Below are 19,132 nucleotides of genomic sequence, written 5' to 3'. Positions count from 1 at the left end.
ATATTACGCTGTTAACTCACCGCGCAAAGATTGCTCCATTAGGCTTGCAATTTCAGTATTTGTAAGATTTTGACCCATCAAGTACATTAGCTTGGTCACGGTCGCCTCAAATGTCATATCAAAACCGCTGATAATACCCATTTGTTGTAGTTTTTTACTCGTTTCATACTTGCCCAGTTCAACTGACCCACCCTGACATTGTGAAATATCAACAATCAGTTTACCCTGATCTATGGCAGCTTGCAAACTGTCAATAAACCATGGCGCAGTCGTTGTATTGCCTGATCCGAAGGTTTCCAGCACAATCGCATCTACAGAAGATGTGGTAATTGCCTGAACAGCCTGCGGGGTAATACCCGGATATAATTTCAGCACCCCGATATTAGCATTGAAATTCGACTGTACCACTAAAGGTTCTTGCGGAAGATCGTGAATATAATTCGTATAAAAAGAAAGACTCACACCTGCTTCTGCCAGAATATGATAGTTTGGCGATTGAAAGGCTTCGAATTTCTCTGAATTATACTTGATAGAACGGTTTCCGCGGAACAGCTGATAGTCGAAATAAATACAAACTTCAGGAACCATAGCCACCCCATTTATTTTAGTCGCAACAATTTCAAGGGCAGTAATTAAGTTCTCCTTGGCATCTGTCCGGATTTCTCCGATCGGCAGCTGCGAGCCGGTCAATACGACTGGTTTAGACAGGTTCTTCAGCATAAAGCTGAGCGCAGAGGCCGTATAAGCCATCGTGTCAGAGCCATGCAGCACAACAAATCCATCATAATCATTATAGGTGTCTTCAATAATCCTGGCCAGCTCAGCCCAGATAATGGGGTCCATGTTGGAAGAATCCAGAATGGGGTCAAAAGAGTGCACCGACAAATGATAATTCAAACGGGCCAGTTCAGGTACATTCTGCTGGATCTGTTCAAAGTCAAAAGGAATTAATGAACCCGTCAGCGGGTTGTTAACCATACCGATCGTTCCACCTGTATAGATAATGAGAATTTTTGTCATGTAAAGCTAGACGTTAAATATTTTGATAGAATTAGCTGTAGTTACTTCTGCTACTTTTTCTACAGGGATATGGTAAATGTCAGCAACTTTCTGTGCAATATGTACCAGGTAGCTGCTTTCGTTTGGTTTACCTCTGTAAGGTACTGGTGCAAGATAGGGTGAATCTGTTTCCAGTACCAGGTGTTCCAGATCAATATGTGAAAGTACTTCGTCCAGGCCAGCCTTTTTGTAAGTAACCACACCACCTATTCCTAAATAGAAACCTAATTCAATAGTTCTTTGTGCTTGTTCCAGATTGCCGGTAAAACAGTGAAGAATTCCCCTCAGATCCTCTCCTTTTTCTGCTTCGAGTACTTCAAAGACTTCATCAAAAGCTTCCCTGCAATGAATCACTATCGGAAGCTTTAATTCCTTAGCCCATCTGATCTGTTCATAAAAAGCATCTTGCTGTATACCTAAAGTAGTTTTATCCCAGTAAAGGTCAATACCGATCTCGCCGATGGCGTAAATCTTTCTGCCTTCAATGCTTTGATGAATTTCTTTCAGTACTTCCTGATAGCCTTCTTTGACCTCACAAGGATGCAGACCTGCCATTGCAAAACAATTATCAGGATACTTCCTGACCAGATCATCGATCTTTGCGATGGAAGATATATCAACATTAGGAAGGAATAAACGGTCTATTCTATTTTCGAAACAGCGCTGAAAAAGCAGCGCCTGTTTTTCTTCCTCCGTTTCGTAATACAAATGCGTATGCGTATCGGTTAAAAACATAAAACAAAGTTAATAAAAAAACCCTGTCCGGATTACCGGACAGGGTTTTATACGTTTGATTAAAATCAAAATTATTTTTTAGCAGCAGGAGCCATAACCGGCGCTGCAGCTGCAGGTGCACCTGTAGGTTTTTTGATGTCAGTAATTTCAACATCAAAAGACAATGGAGAGAATGGAGTGATACCGCCTTGTGGCATTCCACCTTCACCGTAAGCCAGTTTCGAAGGAATGATTAAAGTGATTTTTCCACCTTTACCAATTAACTTCAAACCTTCGTCAAATCCTGGAATTGCTCTTCCAATAGTAAATGGACGTGGGCCGTATTGTGCCATTGCATTGAATTTACCTGATTCTTTAGCTACTTTTTCGATACTTGTATCAAAAATGCTTTCTTTACCATCAGATTTTTTAGTTAGTAATTTACCAGTGTAATTTACCATTAAAGTATCTGTAGGTGTAGCTCTTTGTGCATCACCAGGAGCTGTAATTACATATTGTAAACCAGAAGCAGTAGTTTGTACTTTTAGTTTATTGTCTTCGATAAAGTTTTTGATTTTACCTGCTTCAGCAGCTTTATGTTTAGCAACTGTAGCCTGGAAATCTTTCTGGAAAAACTCAGTAGCTTTTTTCTGGAAAGTTGAATCCGCTTCACCTTTAGCTTTGTGCATTACTTTTTCGATTTTCACAGTGAAAACCATGTATTTATCTTTTTGAGTAGCTGGTTTTGGCTGGTTTGAATATTTAGCCATTGAATCCAGGTCAATTTTGAAAGTAGCACTATCGCCTTCTGCTAATAACATTAAAGCGTCAGAGATATCTCCTGCCCATTGTTTTTTAGATACAGGGAATACAGCTGGTTGCTGAATATCATAAGTACTGCTGGTTACTGAATCTTTCTCAGTTTTCTGGATTGCATTGATTTTGATAATATCACCTTCAACGATTTTGTCTTTTCCTTCAGTCTTGTGGATCGTGTACATCAGGCCTCCCGGACCTTTTTTGAAGTTGTTACAAGCTGCTAAACCAAGTGTAGCGGCAAAAAGAATTACTAATGTTTTTTTCATTTTAGATTTATTGTGTTTTATTTTAATTTCATGAAGCACGCTTCAGCTTTACTGCAATTTATACAATCTCCGCCTTACGTTCCATTTTATTTGTTTGTTTTTTCTTTTAGAGTCCAAATTTAAACAGACGCTTACAAAAAGCAAGTTTAAGCAAACTTTAAATTAATTACTGCAATAATTGTGTTTTATACTCCGGTATAATAGATTTAAAGTATGCAATCGTATCTTCCAGGTTCAAATCAGAGTATCCGCCAGCTGCATTTCTATGCCCGCCACCATTGAAAAACTTCTTACAAATCTCATTCGCAGGAAAATCACCCGTTGAACGCAAAGATAATTTAACTTTATCTGTTCTTTCAATGATAAAGGCTGCTAATTTAATTCCATTGATGGAAAGTGCATAGTTTACAATACCCTCTGTATCACCAGTAACGATGCTGAAGCGTTTAAGTTCTTCGGCTGTCACTGAAATAATAGCAGTATTAAATTCTCTGATGATTTCCAGTTTATTGGTCAGACAGTTTCCAAGGAAACGCAAACGGTTTTCTGTGGCATTGTCATAAACCAATTGATGAATACGCCAGTGTTCTGCTCCTGCATCAATCAAATCAGCACCAATACGGTAAACTGTAGAAGTTGCGGAAGGAAAACGGAATGAACCTGAATCGGTCATAATACCGGTATATAAACAAGTAGCAATGTCTTTGTTCATCAGCTCACCATCTTTCAGTTCATTGACAATAAAGTCGTAAACCAGCTGGGCCGCTGCACAAGCATTGATACTCCAATGTCTGTAATCATCAAAATCTTCCGGATCAAGGTGATGATCAATCATGATTTTATAGGCAGATGAATTCCGGATTACTTCGCCAAGCTCGTTAATGCGGCTCAGGGTATTAAAGTCCAGACAGAATACAAGCGCAGCATCAGCAACTAATTGCTCTGCTTCTTCTTTGGCTTCTGTATAAATCATTACATCAGAGTTATTTGGTAACCAGTGTAAGAAATACGGATAATCTGTTGGGGTAATTACGGTTACATGATGTCCTTTCTGGATCAGATATGCGTATAAGCCCAAAGAAGAGCCCATAGCATCGCCATCAGGTTTATGGTGTGTAGTAATTACAATTTTCTGCGGCGTTGCCAGCAATGTTTTGAGTTGGGAAAGGGATAGCATAGTTTTCGCTGCAAATCTAATAATTTAATAAATAGGAAGCTGTTTAATTTTAATCAGATGCGCCTGAACAATTTTCTAAAGTCTTCTTTTATTTAGCGCTTTAATATTAACTATAGAAAATGTAATTTTGCAAAATAAATAACACAAAGATGACTACAAACAGAACATTTACAATGATTAAGCCAGATGCAGTTGCAAATGGACATATCGGAGCAATTATCAATGACATTACTGCTGCTGGTTTCAAAATCATTGCTTTAAAATACACTAAATTAACAGCTGAAACTGCTGGTAAATTCTATGAAGTACACAAAGATCGTCCATTTTATGGTGATTTAGTTAGCTTCATGTCTTCAGGACCTATCGTAGCTGCTATTCTTGAAAAAGACAACGCTATTGAAGATTTCAGAAAATTAATCGGTGCTACTAACCCTGCTGATGCAGCGGAAGGTACTATCCGTCAAAAATATGCTAAATCTATCGATGCGAATGCTGTTCACGGATCTGATTCGGATGAGAACGCTGCAATCGAAGGAGATTTCTTCTTCACTGCTGCTGAACGTTTCTAATTTTTGCTGAATAAAATTATAAAATAAGCACTCTTATGGGGTGCTTATTTTCGTTACGACAACATTGAACCAATTCTAAAGATGAAGAAATTAATTATTACCCTTTTGATTCCTTTTTGCGGTTATGCAGTAACTGCACAAACTAAACGTAAGCCTGCAGCCAAAAAAGCACCTTTAAAATCGGCAGCTGCTCCCGCAAGAATGACCAGCCTTGCAGATTCAGCAAGTTATGCTTTCGGTATTTCTATGGGTTCCGGCTTAAAGACCAATGGTCTTAAAACATTAAACTACGATTTACTGATTAAAGGCTTAAAAGATGCTTTTCAGGGACAAACACCGTTATTAAACGAGCAGGCTGCTCAAAAAGCAATCGGAGACCTTTTTAAAATAATTACTATGGAAAAATATGCACCACAGATCGCTAAGGAAAAAAACTTCCTGGAAGGCAACCTGAAACAAACCAATGTAAAACAAACAGCGAGCGGTTTACAATATATTGTGATTACACCGGGCGAAGGTCCAAAACCAACCGCTACAGATAATGTACTGGTCAACTATAAAGGGACTTTATTAGATGGTAAACAATTTGATAGTTCTTATGATAGAAAAGAACCACTTTCGATTGCAGTAAACAGAGTAATTCCAGGGTGGACAGAGGGTTTACAACTGATGTCTCCGGGTTCGAAATATAAATTCTTTATCCCTTATCAATTAGCTTACGGTGAACGTCCGGCAGGAAAAGAAATCCCTCCTTACAGTATGTTGATTTTTGAAGTTGAATTCTTAAAAATAAACGGTAAATAATATTTTTAAAAACCATTTCATAGACGATTTGTTGTGACTAAATAAATTAACACACTATGGAAATTAAAAGATATTTACCACTCGCATTTGTAGCGCTGATCATGACAACTTTAAGTAGCTGTCAACTTATAGAGGGGATATTCAAGGCCGGAGTCTGGTCCGGTATAATTGTAGTCGTTGTAGTGCTTGCCCTTATTATATGGGTAGTCAGCAAGATATTTGGTGGCGGAAGTAAAGGCTAATCCCTATAGGAATACAATTTCATTGATGACCTCTGAACCGGCACGTTCATTCAGTTTCTGGATGATGCCGGTTCTTACCATTAACAGCTCATTTTTGATCACCGAAGATTCAATCCGCACAAACAATTTCTTGTGTGCAATATAGATTTGCGTGGTCCGGTTACCAATTGCATTGCCCATAATTTCAGGCCACATAGCAACCACACCTGTTTCATCATATTTTCCTTTTAACCTGTAAACAGACAGCATTTTTGAAATGGCATCTTTCAGGGTCATGTCATTAGGTTTACGCATGTTGTATCCCTCCGTTGATTACTTCAAATAAAGTTACGGGAACTTTGATCTTATCGAAAATATTCAGCACTCTTTCTTTTCCGGTATCGGTAATAAAAATCTGTCCGAAGTCATGATGAGAAACCATTTCCATCAGTTTGTGCATCCGGCGTTCATCGAGCTTATCAAAAATATCATCTAATAATAATAAAGGTTTGAAGCCTTTATATTTTTCCACGTAAGCATATTGTGCCAGTTTCAACGCGATCAGGAAAGATTTCTGCTGACCTTGTGAACCAAACTTCTTTAAAGGCATGTCCCGGATCGTGAAAATCAGGTCATCTTTATGAATTCCGGTAGTCGTTCTTTCGAGTACTTTATCCTTTTCTACAGATTGAAGCAGTAAGGTTTCAAAAGGCGTATCGTTCAGCTGAGATTGATAAGTTAAGCAGACCTGTTCTGCATCCTCTGTGAGATATTGATAGTATTTATTGAACAGTTCTATATAATCTACCATAAACTGCTTGCGCTTTGCAAAGATCTTCTCTCCGCAGCTGGTCAGCTGTTCATTAAAAATCTCGAGCAAAGCAGGATCATAACGGCGGGTGGTTGCAATCTGTTTCAGCAAAGCATTTCTGTTGAGCAGGTGCCTGTTGTATAATATCAGCTCATCCAGGTATTGCGAATCGGTCTGAGAGATCACATTGTCCATAAACTTACGGCGCTCTTCACTTCCATCCATAATGATCGTCACATCATAGGGGGAAATCATGACCAATGGAAACAAACCGATATGACTGGCCAGCTTATCATATTCTTTTTTATTCCGCTTAAATTGCTTCTTCTGATTTTTCTTGACACCACAGGTGATCTTCTCATTTTTTTCCTGACGGTCGAAATCGCCCTGGATCATGAAAAGTTCTTCCGTAGTTTTGATCTGCTGACTGTCAATCGGATTGAAATAGCTCTTACAAAGGCACAGATAGTGGATAGCATCCAGCAAATTGGTCTTCCCGGCACCATTATTCCCGATAAATGCGTTCACCGTTTTTGAAAACCGTAAATCAGCATCAGAATAATTCTTGAAATTGAGCAGAGTAATGTTTTTTAACCACATAGTATGAGCCTGCAAAGTTACCGTTTAGCTTTGTTAAAAGAAGCTGATCCGCAGATTTGTTTCATCATTATCCTATTCACATCTAATTCAGGAGGTTCGAAAAACAGTAAGTATCAAAATTTTTATTTAAATACTGAAAAAGAGGTTGATACTTTAACCGAAAAATGTATTTTTGCAATCCTTAATTTTTTTAAATAAAATGTCCACAACAGAAAAAGAAGTAAATCATAACGTTAAAAAAGGTTCATTCTTAGAGGAAAACTCTAAAAGCCTTTTGTTCATTGCCGCAGCGGTAATCGTATTAGTGATCATATACTTTTGGTATCAGAATGTATATTTAAAGGGCAGAGCTGAAGAGGCTTCTGCAAAAATGTACAAAGCAGAACAATATGTTGGGGTAGATTCTCTGGCTAATAAAGCTATCACCGGAGACGCAGGTTATCCTGGATTTGAAAAAATCGCTGAAGAATACAACAATACCAAATCAGCGAACTTAGCAAACCTTTACCTTGGTGGAATTTATTTACGTAAAGGGGAATACAAAAAAGCAACTGAAGTTTTAGGTAAATACTCAGAAACAGGAAGCCCTGTTGCAGATCCGTTAGCATTAGGAATGTTAGGTGATGCTTACAGTGAGCTGAAAGACTATAGCCAGGCGATTACTTATTACAAGAAAGCGGCTGACAAATCAAGCAACAAGTTTACTTCTCCATTGTTCCTTAAAAAACTAGGTTTAGTTTACGAATCACAAAAAGACTATAAAAACGCAGAAGACGCTTACAACAAAATCAAAAATGAGTTCCCTGCAAGTCAGGAAGCTGCAATGATTGACGAGTATATTGCACGTGTTACTGCTGCACAAGGAAAATAAATTTTGCAACTATTTGACAAAGGCCTGCATTTTATGCGGGCCTTTTTTTTGTTTTAATACTTATCTTTGCAACCATGGCAACACAATTAAAAAACCTATCTGACTTTTCTCATACTACTGTTCCTGATGGTGCAGCTTATAAAATTGCGATTGCAGTTGCAGAATGGAATGCAGAAGTAACAGGCAGCCTTTATAAAGGTGCATTAGAAACACTTTTAAAACATGGCGTTAAAGAAGAAAACATCACTTCTTTTGCTGTTGCGGGAAGTTTCGAATTGACAGGTGCAGCAGAAATCTTATTGAATAAACATGCTGATCTTGATGCAGTAATCTGCCTTGGATGTATCATACAAGGAGAAACCAGGCATTTTGATTTTATCTGTAATGCGGTAGCAAATGGGGTAACGCAAGTAGGTATTAAATATAGTAAACCAGTTATTTTTGGTGTATTGACGACAGATGATTTACAACAGGCTGTAGACAGATCTGGCGGTAAACATGGCAATAAAGGTGATGAGGCAGCTATTACAGCAATCAAAATGGCTCATTTACTGCATACAGCTTAATAAGGAATTGCTTTTTTTTCTGGAATAGTGTAGATTAGCAGAAGAATAAACAAAATCTACGCTCATGAAGAAGATAGCTATAGTGTTACTTGGAGTATTCTTTGCAATAACAGTTTTAGAGTCTTGCTCTAACCGTATCTGCCCGGCATACAGCTCGTATCCGAAAGGCAACCGGAGAAAGTAAGCCGGACAAATTTAAAATAAAATCAGATGGAGTGGAAGAACATAACTGATCCAGATCAGATCAGTGGCATAAAAACGCAGGAAGGCTATAGTTTAATTTTTAAACACAGCACCCGTTGTTCAGTGAGTATGATGGCAAAAAGACGTTTTGAACTGGACTGGGAAATTATCCCTGAGGGAACAAATCTATATTTCCTTGACCTGATCAGCCATCGTGCAATTTCTGCACAGATAGCTGAAACATTTCAAGTTCACCATGAGTCTCCTCAGATCTTATTGATCAAGGATGGCGATTGTGTATTGGATGCCTCTCACAGTGACATATCGGCCGATGAAGTAGCCGAACTGATTAATAATTAAAAGAAATAGTTTTCTTTAAGTCAGGATGAAGGCTGTAAAATACCGGACAGGTATTTGCAGACCTTTCAATAATCTTTTTGTCTTTATCCGAATAGTTGTTCCCAGGGAACTGGAGAACAGCTATAATTTCAGCTACTCTTCTTGGGCCTTCTGCCATAACTTTCGTGATTTCACAAGTGGCCCCGTCAATGTTAAAGCCATGTTCTGCCGCTGCAATCCCTACAATAGTGATCATGCAGTTCCCTAATGAAGTAGCCAGCAAGTCTGTCGGTGAAAAGGCCTCCCCTTTACCTTTATTATCTACAGGTGCATCGGTAATGATTTCATTGCCCGAACGTAAGTGAACAGAGGTAGTTCTCAATCCTCCGTTATAAGTTATTTTTGAAGTTGCCATATCAGGTTGTTTTTAGGTCAGCTTAAATTCTGGTTAAGCCAGCTTTACAAGATTAACATAAATTATTTATGAAATCAACAATCTTAGAACGTGTATTTACCTTAGTTTGCCATAATTTAATCGCTTTTAAGCATAACATTACACCTTACATACATTTCATGTTTATAACAATTCAAACCTATTGCTTAACTTTGCTGCATGATCGAACTTCCGGTTGTTTCAGCAAACCCAGTACAACGTAAACCAGATTGGCTTAGAGTTAAGCTTCCTGTAGGTAAAGAGTATGCGCAGGTGCGCAGTCTTGTAGACACCCATAAATTACATACCATTTGTGAAAGTGGCAATTGTCCGAATATGGGCGAGTGCTGGGGTGCAGGCACGGCAACATTCATGATCCTTGGTAATATCTGTACCCGCTCCTGCTCTTTTTGTGCAGTGGCTACAGGCAGACCAAAGGCTGTGGATACCGATGAGCCTAACCGGGTTGCGAATTCAGTAAAACTAATGCAGGTTAAACATTGTGTGATTACTTCGGTAGACCGCGATGATTTAAAAGATGGCGGCTCTATTATCTGGGCAGAAACCTTACAGGCTATCCGCAGAGAAAGTCCTTCCACAACTTTAGAAACACTTATTCCTGATTTCAGAGGTATCTGGGACAACCTGTACCGTGTATTGGAAGAACGTCCTGAAGTGATGTCTCACAATATCGAAACAGTACGCCGTTTAACTAAACAAGTACGTGTTCAGGCAAAGTATGACAGAAGTCTGGAATGTCTGAAAAGGATCTCAGAATTTGGTTTGAGAACTAAAACAGGCATTATGCTTGGCTTGGGAGAAACCGAAGATGATGTACTGGAAGCAATGGATGATTTAGTGGCTAATGGAGTACATATTCTGACCTTAGGTCAGTATTTACAGCCTACACGTAACCACCACCCGGTTGTAGACTGGATTCATCCGGATCAATTTGCTAAATACAAAGAAATTGGTATGCAAAAAGGTTTAAGGTATGTAGAGAGCGGCCCGTTAGTGCGTTCTTCTTACCATGCAGAAAAACATCTTTTTGATTTTTAATCCGTAGCAAACAGGTTCAAACAAAAACACCCTTGAACTTGTTAAACATTCTGTATATTAGCAAACATTGGCACCGAATAAAAAAATATCCCTTACAGAAGAAGACCTGGTGCGTGCACTGAAAGGTCAGGAAACTATCGCTATTCAGGCTTTATATGATATGTATTCGGCTGCATTGCTGGGGGTAATTTTCAGAATTGTGCAACATTCGGAAATAGCTGAAGATTTATTACAGGACACTTTCATTAAGATCTGGCATTCGGCAGGCAATTACGACAGCAGTAAAGGCCGTCTGTTTACCTGGATGATCAATATTGCCCGCAATCTGGCAATAGACAAAATAAGATCCAAGGACTTTAGAAATGCCAGTAAAAACCAAGACCTTGAAAATAACGTAGATTTCATTGACCTGCAAAGGAAGGTAACTTTCAACGCGGATACATTGGGAATCAAAGATATGGTTACTGCACTTAAACCTGAGTTTAATAGTGTACTGGACATGGTTTATTTTAAAGGTTATACCCATGTAGAGGCTGCAGAAGAACTCAATTTACCATTAGGTACGGTCAAGACCCGGATCCGAATGGCTATTATGGAATTAAGAAAGCATTTTAATTAAAGTGGAAGAGGCAAAAGCATATATCGAAACAGGCATACTTGAACTTTACGTTCTCGGGCATCTTAATGCTCAGGAACAAAATGAAGTAGAAGGAATGGCGGCAAAGTATCCTGCGATAAAAGATGAGATTACCGCTATTGAAATTGCTATGGAACAATATGCGATGAAACATGCTATTGAACCCTCCAAAGGATTGGATAAGCAGATATTCGAAAAAATAATTGTTCCTGTTCAGGAGACAGCTGCTCCAAAAGAAACGGCTTCAACACTTAATCACGAAGCTAAAATTATCCCTTTACAGGCAGACCATTCGGCTTCGACGATCAGGACTTTAAGATATTCACTGGTGGCCTGCGTTGGGCTGTTAGTAGTGAGTGTTGCTGCACTTTATGCAACACATGATAAATTAACTATTGCCAACCAGCAGATCATTGCTATGAATGTTGACAAGGAAAAGTTTGCCAGTACGGTAAGTTTCATGAAAGACGAAAACAAAGATTTACAGGAAATTGCTGCTATTTCTTCTGATCCGACCTGGACGGCTGTTAAACTTGCCGGAACGAAAATCTCTCCGCAAGCGAACATGATGGTTTACTGGCACAGAAAAGGCCAGCATGTGATGGTGGATAACACCAAAATGGCTCTTCCGCAAAATGATGCTGAACACCAGTATCAGTTATGGGCTATTGTAGCAGGCAAACCAGTAGACCTGGGCGTATTTGATGCCAAGTCAGGCCCTGGAAAACTGTTGTTGACTATGAAAGAAGTTGGCAATGCCCAGGCTTTTGCTGTTACGCTTGAAAAACGTGGTGGCAGTCCCAGCCCGACTATGGAAAAGATGATTGCTATGGGTGGCGTATCTATATAGTTAATCCTTTTACTACTTCAGGAATATGTTCTGCTACTGCTGAGGCTTTGACAGAGACTCTGGTTACCGCAAGCTGATCTCCAGACAATCCATGTACAAAACAAGCTGCATAAGCTGCTTCAACAGATTGATAACCTTGTGCTGCGAATGAGGCGATTAAACCTGTAAGCACATCCCCCATTCCTCCTTGTCCCATTGCAGGGTTACCTGTTGGATTTATGATGACCTTCCCCAGCTGATCGATGATAAAAGTATATTGGTTTTTAAGCACGATCACACATTTTAACTCCACAGCTTTTTCTCTTGCAGTTTGTAAACGCGCCCACCAGGATTCATGTGTTCCAAAAAGGTGATCAAATTCCTTCATATGAGGGGTTAAGATTGAGCCTTCGGTCAATTGCTTCCTTAAACTTTCGTCATTCCCTAAAAGATGTAGAGCATCCGCGTCAATGACCATTGGAACTTTCAGCTTTAGCAGGTTTTTCAGTAAGTCAGCGCTTGTGGTGTCTGTACCTAAACCAGGCCCTACAGCGATAATTTTGAATTTCTCTGCTGCGAAGGCTGTACCTGACAATTCTTTCCGGTCCAGATACATCACTTCAGGAAGCGCTGTATTTAAAGCAGTCAAACCACTTTCAGGAATAGAAAGGGTAGTCAGACCAGCTCCTCCATATAAACATCCTTTAGCAGCAAGAATCGCTGCGCCCATGGTTTCCCTTTGCCCGGCAATAAGAAGCGCATGGCCATAAGTTCCTTTATGGGTAAAAGATTTACGAGGCTGAATCAGGTCTTTGAGATCACGTTGTTCCAAAAGCGCATAAGGAGAAGTTTGTTTTTCAATAAAGCCTTCATCCAAACCAATTGATACCACGCGGAAACGGTTTAGGGCCGCTGCCGACTCCGGAAAAAAGAAGTTGATTTTTGGCCGTTGAAAACAGATCACCAGGTCTGCTTTGATAAAAATATCAGTTTTAGCAAATGCACCTTCTGCAGGAAATCCTGTAGGGGTATCTACTGCGATCACCTGGTAGTTTAATCCATTGATAAATGTGGCGAGTTCTGCATAAGCACCAGTTAGGGGTTTATTCAGCCCCGAACCCAAAACAGCGTCAATAATGACCCCATCATTTAATGTTTTGAGGTCTGCAATAGTTTTCACTGTGGTTAAAGGGAACCACAAATCCTTTAACCGGTTCAGGTTCGTCTGATATTCTGCCGTTTCTTTCTCAGAAAAATCAACCAGGTAAACAGCCACCGCACGGTATCCTTTATCCTGAAGCAGTCTTGCAATAGCTAATCCATCTGCGCCATTATTTCCCTTACCGCATAAAATATGGATGGGGGTTTCTACTGCCGTAATCTCTTGCACAAACTCATTTACAAATGCCATAGAGGCAGTTTCCATCAATTCGATGGAAGATATATCCAGGTTCTTAATTGTAAATACGTCTGCCGAACGCATCTGCTGCTGATTGATTAGCTTCTGCATGTCATGTATAGGTTAATGTTTCATTTCTTTCTTCAGGAACTTTCCTGTCAGACTGATCGGATTTTGAATCAGGCCTTCAGGTGTACCTTCAAAAATGATTCTTCCACCACCAGCTCCGCCTTCTTCCCCTAAATCAATTACCCAGTCGGCCACTTTGACCACGTCCAGGTTATGCTCAATGACTAATACGGTATTTCCTTTATCTACCAGCTCGTTTAATACGCCTAACAGCACATTGATATCTTCAAAATGAAGGCCCGTTGTTGGCTCATCCAGGATATAGAAAGTTTTTCCGGTATCTTTTTTAGATAATTCAGTAGCCAGTTTTACTCTTTGCGCCTCTCCGCCTGATAAAGTAGTAGACGATTGCCCTAAAGTGATATAACCTAGTCCAACGTCTTTTAAGGTCTTTATTTTACGGTAAATCACTGGCATATTTTCAAAGAATGCACAAGCATCTTCAATACTCATGTCCAGTACATCACTGATTGATTTACCACGGTAACGTACTTCCAGTGTTTCTCTATTGTATCTTCTGCCTCCGCACTCTTCACAAGGGACATGTACATCAGGCAGGAAATTCATTTCGATAACCTTCATTCCGGCACCCTGACAGGTTTCACACCTTCCACCTTTCACATTGAAAGAGAAACGGCCTGGTTTATAGCCGCGTATTTTAGCTTCAGGTAATTGTACATACAGATTCCTGATGTCAGAGAAAACGCCGGTATAAGTTGAAGGGTTTGATCTTGGTGTTCTGCCAATCGGTGCCTGGTCAATTTCAATAACTTTATCTATTTCCTTGATCCCATTGATCTTCTCATAAGGTAAAGGATGTTTTTTCGCCCTGAAGAAATGGTGATTTAATATCGGATATAACGTCTCCGTGATCAAACTTGATTTACCACTTCCGGAAACCCCGGTCACTGCAATAAATTTACCCAATGGAAAGTCTACAGAAACCTCTTTCAGGTTATGGCCACTCGCTTTAATAATAGATAATTTATGTCCGTTTCCTTTTCTTCTTTTAGCAGGAACAGTGATTTCTTTATTTCCATTCAGATAAGCTGCAGTCAGTGTTCCCGATTTCAGTATTTGTGCAGGTGTACCCTGTGCAACAATCTGTCCTCCGCGTAAACCTGCCGCCGGACCAACATCAATCACGTAATCAGCTTCCAGAATCATGTCTTTATCATGCTCTACTACCAATACCGTATTTCCAAGGTCACGCAGGTTTTTCAGTGCGCCAATCAAACGTTCATTATCACGCTGGTGAAGTCCAATACTCGGTTCATCCAGAATATACATAACATTCATCAGCTGAGAACCGATTTGTGTAGCCAGACGAATCCTTTGTGCCTCACCTCCCGACAAGGTTCTAGCTGTTCTGTCCAGTGAAAGATAATTTAAGCCCACGTCGGTCAAAAAGCCCAGACGGGTCCTGATTTCTTTCAGGATCTCTTTAGCAATTGTATTTTGTCTTTCATTTAAACGGCTTTCCACATCAGTAAACCAGCTTTTAAGACTGTTAATGTCCATTTCTGCCAGTTCAAAGATATTCTTGCCATCTACCTTAAAGTGAAGGCTTTCTTTTTTCAGTCTTGCACCATTACAAGAAGGACAGGTTTTAAGTTTACGGAAGGTTTCCATATCATCCACGGCCCCCTCTCCTTTTTTCTCATTCTGTTCTTCAAGCAATTTGATAATCCCATCAAACGTAATCTGATAGTTTTGAACATTCCATTTGTTGTATTCAACAGCTACTGAAAGTAAGTCAGGGCTGCCATTCAATAGAATATTGATATTTTCTTCTCCTAATTTCTCAATTGGAGTGGAAAGAGAAAAGTTGTATTTTTTGGCCAGTGCTTTAATCACCTGGAACATCCAGATGTCGCGGTATTCACCAAGCGGGGCTAATCCACCGCTCATGATACTTAATTTAGGATTAGGCATCACCGATTCCCGGTCTACCACGAAAATATAGCCTAAACCATCACATCTTTCACAAGCCCCATAAGGAGAATTGAAAGAGAAACTATTCGGCTGTGGTTCATCGTAAGAAATCCCTGTAGTCGGGCACATCAAAAACTTGCTGAAATGAGAAACATTATTCTCTTTATCGCTGATTTTGATAATCCCTTTACCTACACGCATCGCGGTCTGAACGGAATCAATTAATCGTTTATGATCTTTTCTGTCTACTAAAAGACGGTCTACGACAATTTCAATATCATGGATTTTGTACCTGTCAACCTGCATCTTTGGAGCCATATCCTGTATCTCCCCATCAATACGCACCTTAACATAACCTTGTTTACGGATTTGTTCAAATAGTTCGCGGTAATGTCCTTTACGGCCTTTAACTACAGGAGCCAGGATATTCACAGCAACGCCTTCATACTTATTGTAAATATTATTCAGAATCTGGTCCTCACTCATCCGTTCCATTTTCTCTCCTGTGTTATAAGAGAAAGCATCCGCAGTACGCGCATACAGCAGACGCATAAAATCATATATTTCTGTGATGGTACCCACAGTAGATCTTGGATTTTTGCTGGTAGTTTTCTGTTCAATGGCAATTACAGGACTCAGTCCTGATACTTTATCTACATCAGGTCTTTCCATGCCTCCCATAAATTGGCGGGAATAGGCACTGAAAGTTTCCATGTAGCGACGTTGTCCTTCAGCATAAATTGTATCAAATGCCAGTGATGACTTACCACTGCCACTTAAACCGGTTATCACAACCAGCTGATTACGCGGAAAAGAAATATCTATATTTTTAAGGTTGTGAACCCTTGCACCGTATACTTCAACATCTTTTTGTTCACCCAGATCGATGGTATTTTTGCTCATATATATCTAAAAAATGCGATTGAAATCTTTGAAATAAAGAAAGCAAATTTGCAGCCACAAAAGTACCCATTTTTCTTTTAATAGCCTATCGCGTTTTATAATATGATGAATGGGGATTACCAAAGAAACAAGGGCCATTATGACATCGGGATGTTTTTTCAGCTCTTCACCACAGGATTCTCCCCTGATTTTTGCTGAATATGTGACAGGTAAGCGGCTGCCATCATTTTCACACTGTTCAAATGACTGTCAATATTTGATTTTAACTCTTTTTTATCAAGATCCCCCTGGATGAAACTTAAAAACTCTGCAATAACTGCTGTTTTAGCTTGCTCAGTTAACAGTTTAGAGTCATCAAAATTATGCAACGCCGACAGGTCTTTCATGGTGATCACTTCCAAAGGATGTTTCCCGCCCAGCATGGCTGTATTCCGAAAAATATAGATGTCAAAGTGATTATTCCCTCCCACCTTATAATCTTTTTTACTGTTATGCTGATGCTTATCTTTTGCCTGGTAAGAGTGAATCTGGATATTTTGAAAAGGTCCCTGCTGAATATTGTGATATTCGTGTTTCACGCGTCCGTTTCCCTTATAAAGGTCGGCATCAGGAACTACCCAGCTCCTTCTGCTGAAACTGTTGTGCAATAAATTAATTGTGATATTTGCCATATTGACCCCATCTTTTAATAAACGAACCAGCACAGTTGCATCAATCTCTCCGTAATCCTCAAATATTTTCATCAGCTGTGCATCACTATACACTTTGGCCTGTTCATAATCGGTTTTAAAATTAGCCTCATAATCCTGCGCATGGAGTTGTTTAATAAATCCTTCAGGCAAAATCAATGAACTGATCACTTCCAGCTGATCCGGAGTTTTCGCTGCTATTGCAGGAGCATCATAAAACTGGCTGACAATATCAAATATATGATACCCGCTATGTGACATCTTTCCGTGTCCTTTATTATAGGAATGATAATCCTGTAGTACTATTTCTGAAGGTAACCGCCATTGTCCATCACTATGACTGGAATGAATCGCTGTTACCGGGCAATTGGTAGCCGCACTCACTTCTTTAATCCTTTCCATGACGTACTGAAAGCCCGGATGATACCTGCGCTGCACATTGATAGAGAAAATCGTAGGCTTTTCTTGTTGAAAGTCGTTATAAAGCTGCAGCAACTGCTGATAATCGGTCAAGATTCCATTTGCCTGTGCAGCATCTGAAACAGCATTCTCCCTGGTGCTGACAGGTTTATCCATCAGGATATGCAACTTTAAACCCAATGCCCATGCTGCATACGCATGATGAACCGATGGCTCAGTCGCAATAATTACTGCATTTATTTTATGCTCTTCAACAAAGCGATTTAAATCGGTTTTTAAAGTTTCCGGCAATTGTCCTGTAAATGGGTCAATAAACAAGGTGTCGATTTGATAATCGTGTTTTTCAAAGTGATGTATAATCTTTTTCGCTTCAGATTTAATATCAACCGCCAGGGAAATTTCAACCTCGAATTTTTGTTTCAGCTGATGGATTGCCGGGAGATATACGCGTTTGGAATGGGGGCCGATACCGATTAATATTATCCGTGTAACAAATTTCATTAGGAGCACATTTTTTTAAACTCACTAAATATATATGTTTTGAATTATATCAAAAGCAGATCTAAATTAAAAGAAAGTAAAAGAATCGTAAACTAACTGAAGAAATTTTCAAGGCAAAAAAAGCTCTCTTCAGCGAATATAAGGCATAAAAAAAGCCGGCTTGTGCCGGCTTTTAATTTCATTTCAGTATCAATTTACTCCCTGTTCGTATTGCTGCTATTGTTATGCAGAGCCAATACGCCTTTAGGTTCGCTATACCCATAGCGGGAAGGATCTCTGATGATTTCTTTCATTGAAATAAGTTTGTAAACATACCCGCCTGTTTCACGATTCAGTTTCATCTTGAAATAATTGTCCTGATTTTGTCTGTTGATCTGCTTTCTCATGTGGTTGTCACCAACATTATAGGCTGCAGCTACTAAAGTCCAGCTATCAAAAACACCATACAATTCTTTGATGTATTTGCAGGCCGCTATAGTGGATTTACGTAAGTTTTTACGTTCGTCAACTTCTGAGTTTACTTTTAGTCCGTAAGTACGCGCTGTACCCGGCATAAATTGCCAGAATCCATTGGCTCCTTTTGGAGACATTCCACCTTGTAAACCTGACTCTACAAGAGGCATGTATTTAAAATCGTTTGGAATCCCATAAGCCGCAAGAATCGGCTCGATAATCGGAAACCATTCTGCAGCCATTCTGTGCAGGCGATTTGTCTGGAGGCTACTGTAATTATATCCCGCGAGAGTTCTCTTCATTTTCTGCTGTACCCTGATGTCACCCAGAGGTAAAGTTTCTTCTGCGAAATTCAGCTGAGCCAACAGATTTACAGGCTCTTCTGTGATAGTAGTGGTAGTGGTGGTAATACTTTTTGTCGTGTTGTTAAGTCCTTTTTTCGAACTTTTAAATGCTTGGGGCATGTTGTAAGCAAACACTTTTGCCATAACCAATAATCCTAAAATTATTGAACATGTTATTATGTGTTTCTTTATCATTTTCCTCCTTTTTTTGGTGAATAATTATAAAACGCCTGCAAACATACCTTATATTTATCTAATAATCAACATTTTACAGAAATAAGCAATAAAATCAAGGTTTAAACACCAATAGGCCGCGATTTTATTTTTAATAGACATCCTGAAAATATAAATGACTAATTGCCCGATTTTTATTAAATTTGCACCCCGCATTAATTATGTGGT

The 19,132-nt window shown here is 39.4% G+C and carries 20 protein-coding genes; 9 read left to right on the top strand and 11 right to left on the bottom strand.

From position 1 onward, the window contains the following. Positions 1 to 3: 3 nt before the first annotated feature. The 4 genes from LY11_RS12070 to LY11_RS12055 all read right to left on the bottom strand — a co-directional run bounded on the left by LY11_RS12070 (position 4) and on the right by LY11_RS12055 (position 4,035). Positions 4 to 1,020 (bottom strand): asparaginase, encoded by a 1,017-nt coding sequence (locus LY11_RS12070; RefSeq protein WP_111633950.1) that lies wholly within the window; start codon positions 1,018 to 1,020, stop codon positions 4 to 6. 6 nt (positions 1,021 to 1,026) lie between these two features. After that, positions 1,027 to 1,794, bottom strand: coding sequence for a TatD family hydrolase (locus LY11_RS12065; protein WP_111633949.1), 768 nt, complete (start codon positions 1,792 to 1,794; stop codon positions 1,027 to 1,029). Positions 1,795 to 1,865: 71 nt separating this feature from the next. Further along, positions 1,866 to 2,858, bottom strand: coding sequence for an FKBP-type peptidyl-prolyl cis-trans isomerase (locus LY11_RS12060; protein WP_111633948.1), 993 nt, complete (start codon positions 2,856 to 2,858; stop codon positions 1,866 to 1,868). Positions 2,859 to 3,024: 166 nt separating this feature from the next. Next, positions 3,025 to 4,035 (bottom strand): DHH family phosphoesterase, encoded by a 1,011-nt coding sequence (locus LY11_RS12055; protein WP_111633947.1) that lies wholly within the window; start codon positions 4,033 to 4,035, stop codon positions 3,025 to 3,027. A gap of 149 nt (positions 4,036 to 4,184) precedes the next feature. Here LY11_RS12055 and LY11_RS12050 point away from each other — a divergent pair, with 149 nt between their 5' ends. From LY11_RS12050 to LY11_RS12040, 3 genes are all read left to right on the top strand, one after another. Beyond that, a complete protein-coding gene (locus LY11_RS12050) occupies positions 4,185 to 4,604 on the top strand; it encodes a nucleoside-diphosphate kinase (RefSeq protein ID WP_111633946.1) in 420 nt (139 codons plus the stop codon). Positions 4,605 to 4,685: 81 nt separating this feature from the next. After that, on the top strand, positions 4,686 to 5,408 hold the full coding sequence (locus LY11_RS12045) for an FKBP-type peptidyl-prolyl cis-trans isomerase (protein WP_111633945.1): 723 nt from the start codon (positions 4,686 to 4,688) through the stop codon (positions 5,406 to 5,408). 56 nt (positions 5,409 to 5,464) lie between these two features. Beyond that, entirely contained in the window at positions 5,465 to 5,650 is a 186-nt protein-coding gene (locus LY11_RS12040) for a hypothetical protein (RefSeq protein ID WP_111633944.1), read from the top strand. A 3-nt stretch (positions 5,651 to 5,653) separates the two neighbouring features. On the opposite strand, the gene LY11_RS12035 is transcribed toward LY11_RS12040, so the two are convergent. Both LY11_RS12035 and recF read right to left on the bottom strand, forming a co-directional pair. Next, entirely contained in the window at positions 5,654 to 5,944 is a 291-nt protein-coding gene (locus LY11_RS12035) for a DUF721 domain-containing protein (protein WP_111633943.1), read from the bottom strand. Continuing rightward, positions 5,937 to 7,040 carry a DNA replication/repair protein RecF gene (gene recF / locus LY11_RS12030; RefSeq protein ID WP_111633942.1) on the bottom strand — a complete coding sequence of 368 codons (1,104 nt, stop codon included), beginning with the start codon at positions 7,038 to 7,040 and terminating at the stop codon, positions 5,937 to 5,939. Before recF ends, LY11_RS12035 begins: the two co-directional genes overlap by 8 nt. A 199-nt stretch (positions 7,041 to 7,239) precedes the next feature. Between recF and LY11_RS12020 the strand changes: the two genes are divergently transcribed. The 3 genes from LY11_RS12020 to ytxJ all read left to right on the top strand — a co-directional run bounded on the left by LY11_RS12020 (position 7,240) and on the right by ytxJ (position 9,020). Further along, entirely contained in the window at positions 7,240 to 7,911 is a 672-nt protein-coding gene (locus LY11_RS12020) for a tetratricopeptide repeat protein (RefSeq protein ID WP_111633940.1), read from the top strand. 74 nt (positions 7,912 to 7,985) lie between these two features. After that, a complete protein-coding gene (ribH, locus tag LY11_RS12015; protein WP_111633939.1) occupies positions 7,986 to 8,477 on the top strand; it encodes a 6,7-dimethyl-8-ribityllumazine synthase in 492 nt (163 codons plus the stop codon). Between the two features lie 210 nt (positions 8,478 to 8,687). Then, positions 8,688 to 9,020 (top strand): bacillithiol system redox-active protein YtxJ, encoded by a 333-nt coding sequence (gene ytxJ, locus LY11_RS12010; RefSeq protein WP_111633938.1) that lies wholly within the window; start codon positions 8,688 to 8,690, stop codon positions 9,018 to 9,020. Here ytxJ and LY11_RS12005 read toward each other — a convergent pair. Then, positions 9,010 to 9,414 carry an OsmC family protein gene (locus LY11_RS12005; RefSeq protein ID WP_111633937.1) on the bottom strand — a complete coding sequence of 135 codons (405 nt, stop codon included), beginning with the start codon at positions 9,412 to 9,414 and terminating at the stop codon, positions 9,010 to 9,012. The genes ytxJ and LY11_RS12005 overlap by 11 nt on opposite strands. Before the next feature lie 198 nt (positions 9,415 to 9,612). On the opposite strand from LY11_RS12005, the gene lipA reads away from it, so the two are divergent. The 3 genes from lipA to LY11_RS11990 all read left to right on the top strand — a co-directional run bounded on the left by lipA (position 9,613) and on the right by LY11_RS11990 (position 11,978). Continuing rightward, a complete protein-coding gene (gene lipA, locus LY11_RS12000; RefSeq protein ID WP_068403659.1) occupies positions 9,613 to 10,491 on the top strand; it encodes a lipoyl synthase in 879 nt (292 codons plus the stop codon). A 67-nt stretch (positions 10,492 to 10,558) separates the two neighbouring features. After that, the gene (locus tag LY11_RS11995; RefSeq protein WP_111633936.1) at positions 10,559 to 11,110 is read left to right on the top strand and encodes an RNA polymerase sigma factor; all 552 of its coding nucleotides are present in this window, start codon (positions 10,559 to 10,561) and stop codon (positions 11,108 to 11,110) included. Between the two features lies 1 nt (position 11,111). Then, positions 11,112 to 11,978 (top strand): anti-sigma factor, encoded by an 867-nt coding sequence (locus tag LY11_RS11990; protein ID WP_111633935.1) that lies wholly within the window; start codon positions 11,112 to 11,114, stop codon positions 11,976 to 11,978. Here the strand turns inward: LY11_RS11990 and LY11_RS11985 are convergent. From LY11_RS11985 to LY11_RS11970, 4 genes are all read right to left on the bottom strand, one after another. Then, entirely contained in the window at positions 11,971 to 13,467 is a 1,497-nt protein-coding gene (locus LY11_RS11985) for an NAD(P)H-hydrate dehydratase (protein ID WP_245952725.1), read from the bottom strand. The genes LY11_RS11990 and LY11_RS11985 overlap by 8 nt on opposite strands. 12 nt (positions 13,468 to 13,479) lie before the next feature. After that, complete coding sequence (gene uvrA / locus LY11_RS11980) at positions 13,480 to 16,323, bottom strand: excinuclease ABC subunit UvrA (RefSeq protein WP_111633934.1); 2,844 nt, start codon at positions 16,321 to 16,323, stop codon at positions 13,480 to 13,482. A 158-nt stretch (positions 16,324 to 16,481) separates the two neighbouring features. Beyond that, on the bottom strand, positions 16,482 to 17,933 hold the full coding sequence (locus LY11_RS11975) for a Gfo/Idh/MocA family oxidoreductase (protein ID WP_111633933.1): 1,452 nt from the start codon (positions 17,931 to 17,933) through the stop codon (positions 16,482 to 16,484). Positions 17,934 to 18,127: 194 nt separating this feature from the next. After that, positions 18,128 to 18,874, bottom strand: a complete 747-nt coding sequence (locus LY11_RS11970; protein ID WP_245952724.1) for a lytic transglycosylase domain-containing protein — start codon at positions 18,872 to 18,874, stop codon at positions 18,128 to 18,130. Positions 18,875 to 19,132 lie beyond the last annotated feature (258 nt).

Origin of the sequence: Pedobacter cryoconitis (assembly GCF_003259615.1) — a bacterium.
GTDB lineage: Bacteria > Bacteroidota > Bacteroidia > Sphingobacteriales > Sphingobacteriaceae > Pedobacter > Pedobacter cryoconitis.
Note: the sequence above shows the minus strand (reverse complement) of the source record. Positions and strands in the feature narration are given on the sequence as shown.

Bases quoted from the DNA above. Each gene is read 5' to 3' on its own strand.
- LY11_RS12070 (WP_111633950.1), bottom strand. From the start codon at position 1,020: ATGACAAAAATTCTCATTATCTATACAGGTGGAACGATCGGTATGGTT.
- LY11_RS12065 (WP_111633949.1), bottom strand. From the start codon at position 1,794: ATGTTTTTAACCGATACGCATACGCATTTGTATTACGAAACGGAGGAA.
- LY11_RS12060 (WP_111633948.1), bottom strand. From the start codon at position 2,858: ATGAAAAAAACATTAGTAATTCTTTTTGCCGCTACACTTGGTTTAGCA.
- LY11_RS12055 (WP_111633947.1), bottom strand. From the start codon at position 4,035: ATGCTATCCCTTTCCCAACTCAAAACATTGCTGGCAACGCCGCAGAAA.
- LY11_RS12050 (WP_111633946.1), top strand. From the start codon at position 4,185: ATGACTACAAACAGAACATTTACAATGATTAAGCCAGATGCAGTTGCA.
- LY11_RS12045 (WP_111633945.1), top strand. From the start codon at position 4,686: ATGAAGAAATTAATTATTACCCTTTTGATTCCTTTTTGCGGTTATGCA.
- LY11_RS12040 (WP_111633944.1), top strand. From the start codon at position 5,465: ATGGAAATTAAAAGATATTTACCACTCGCATTTGTAGCGCTGATCATG.
- LY11_RS12035 (WP_111633943.1), bottom strand. From the start codon at position 5,944: ATGCGTAAACCTAATGACATGACCCTGAAAGATGCCATTTCAAAAATG.
- recF (WP_111633942.1), bottom strand. From the start codon at position 7,040: ATGTGGTTAAAAAACATTACTCTGCTCAATTTCAAGAATTATTCTGAT.
- LY11_RS12020 (WP_111633940.1), top strand. From the start codon at position 7,240: ATGTCCACAACAGAAAAAGAAGTAAATCATAACGTTAAAAAAGGTTCA.
- ribH (WP_111633939.1), top strand. From the start codon at position 7,986: ATGGCAACACAATTAAAAAACCTATCTGACTTTTCTCATACTACTGTT.
- ytxJ (WP_111633938.1), top strand. From the start codon at position 8,688: ATGGAGTGGAAGAACATAACTGATCCAGATCAGATCAGTGGCATAAAA.
- LY11_RS12005 (WP_111633937.1), bottom strand. From the start codon at position 9,414: ATGGCAACTTCAAAAATAACTTATAACGGAGGATTGAGAACTACCTCT.
- lipA (WP_068403659.1), top strand. From the start codon at position 9,613: ATGATCGAACTTCCGGTTGTTTCAGCAAACCCAGTACAACGTAAACCA.
- LY11_RS11985 (WP_245952725.1), bottom strand. From the start codon at position 13,467: ATGCAGAAGCTAATCAATCAGCAGCAGATGCGTTCGGCAGACGTATTT.
- uvrA (WP_111633934.1), bottom strand. From the start codon at position 16,323: ATGAGCAAAAATACCATCGATCTGGGTGAACAAAAAGATGTTGAAGTA.
- LY11_RS11975 (WP_111633933.1), bottom strand. From the start codon at position 17,933: ATGAAATTTGTTACACGGATAATATTAATCGGTATCGGCCCCCATTCC.
- LY11_RS11970 (WP_245952724.1), bottom strand. From the start codon at position 18,874: ATGGCAAAAGTGTTTGCTTACAACATGCCCCAAGCATTTAAAAGTTCG.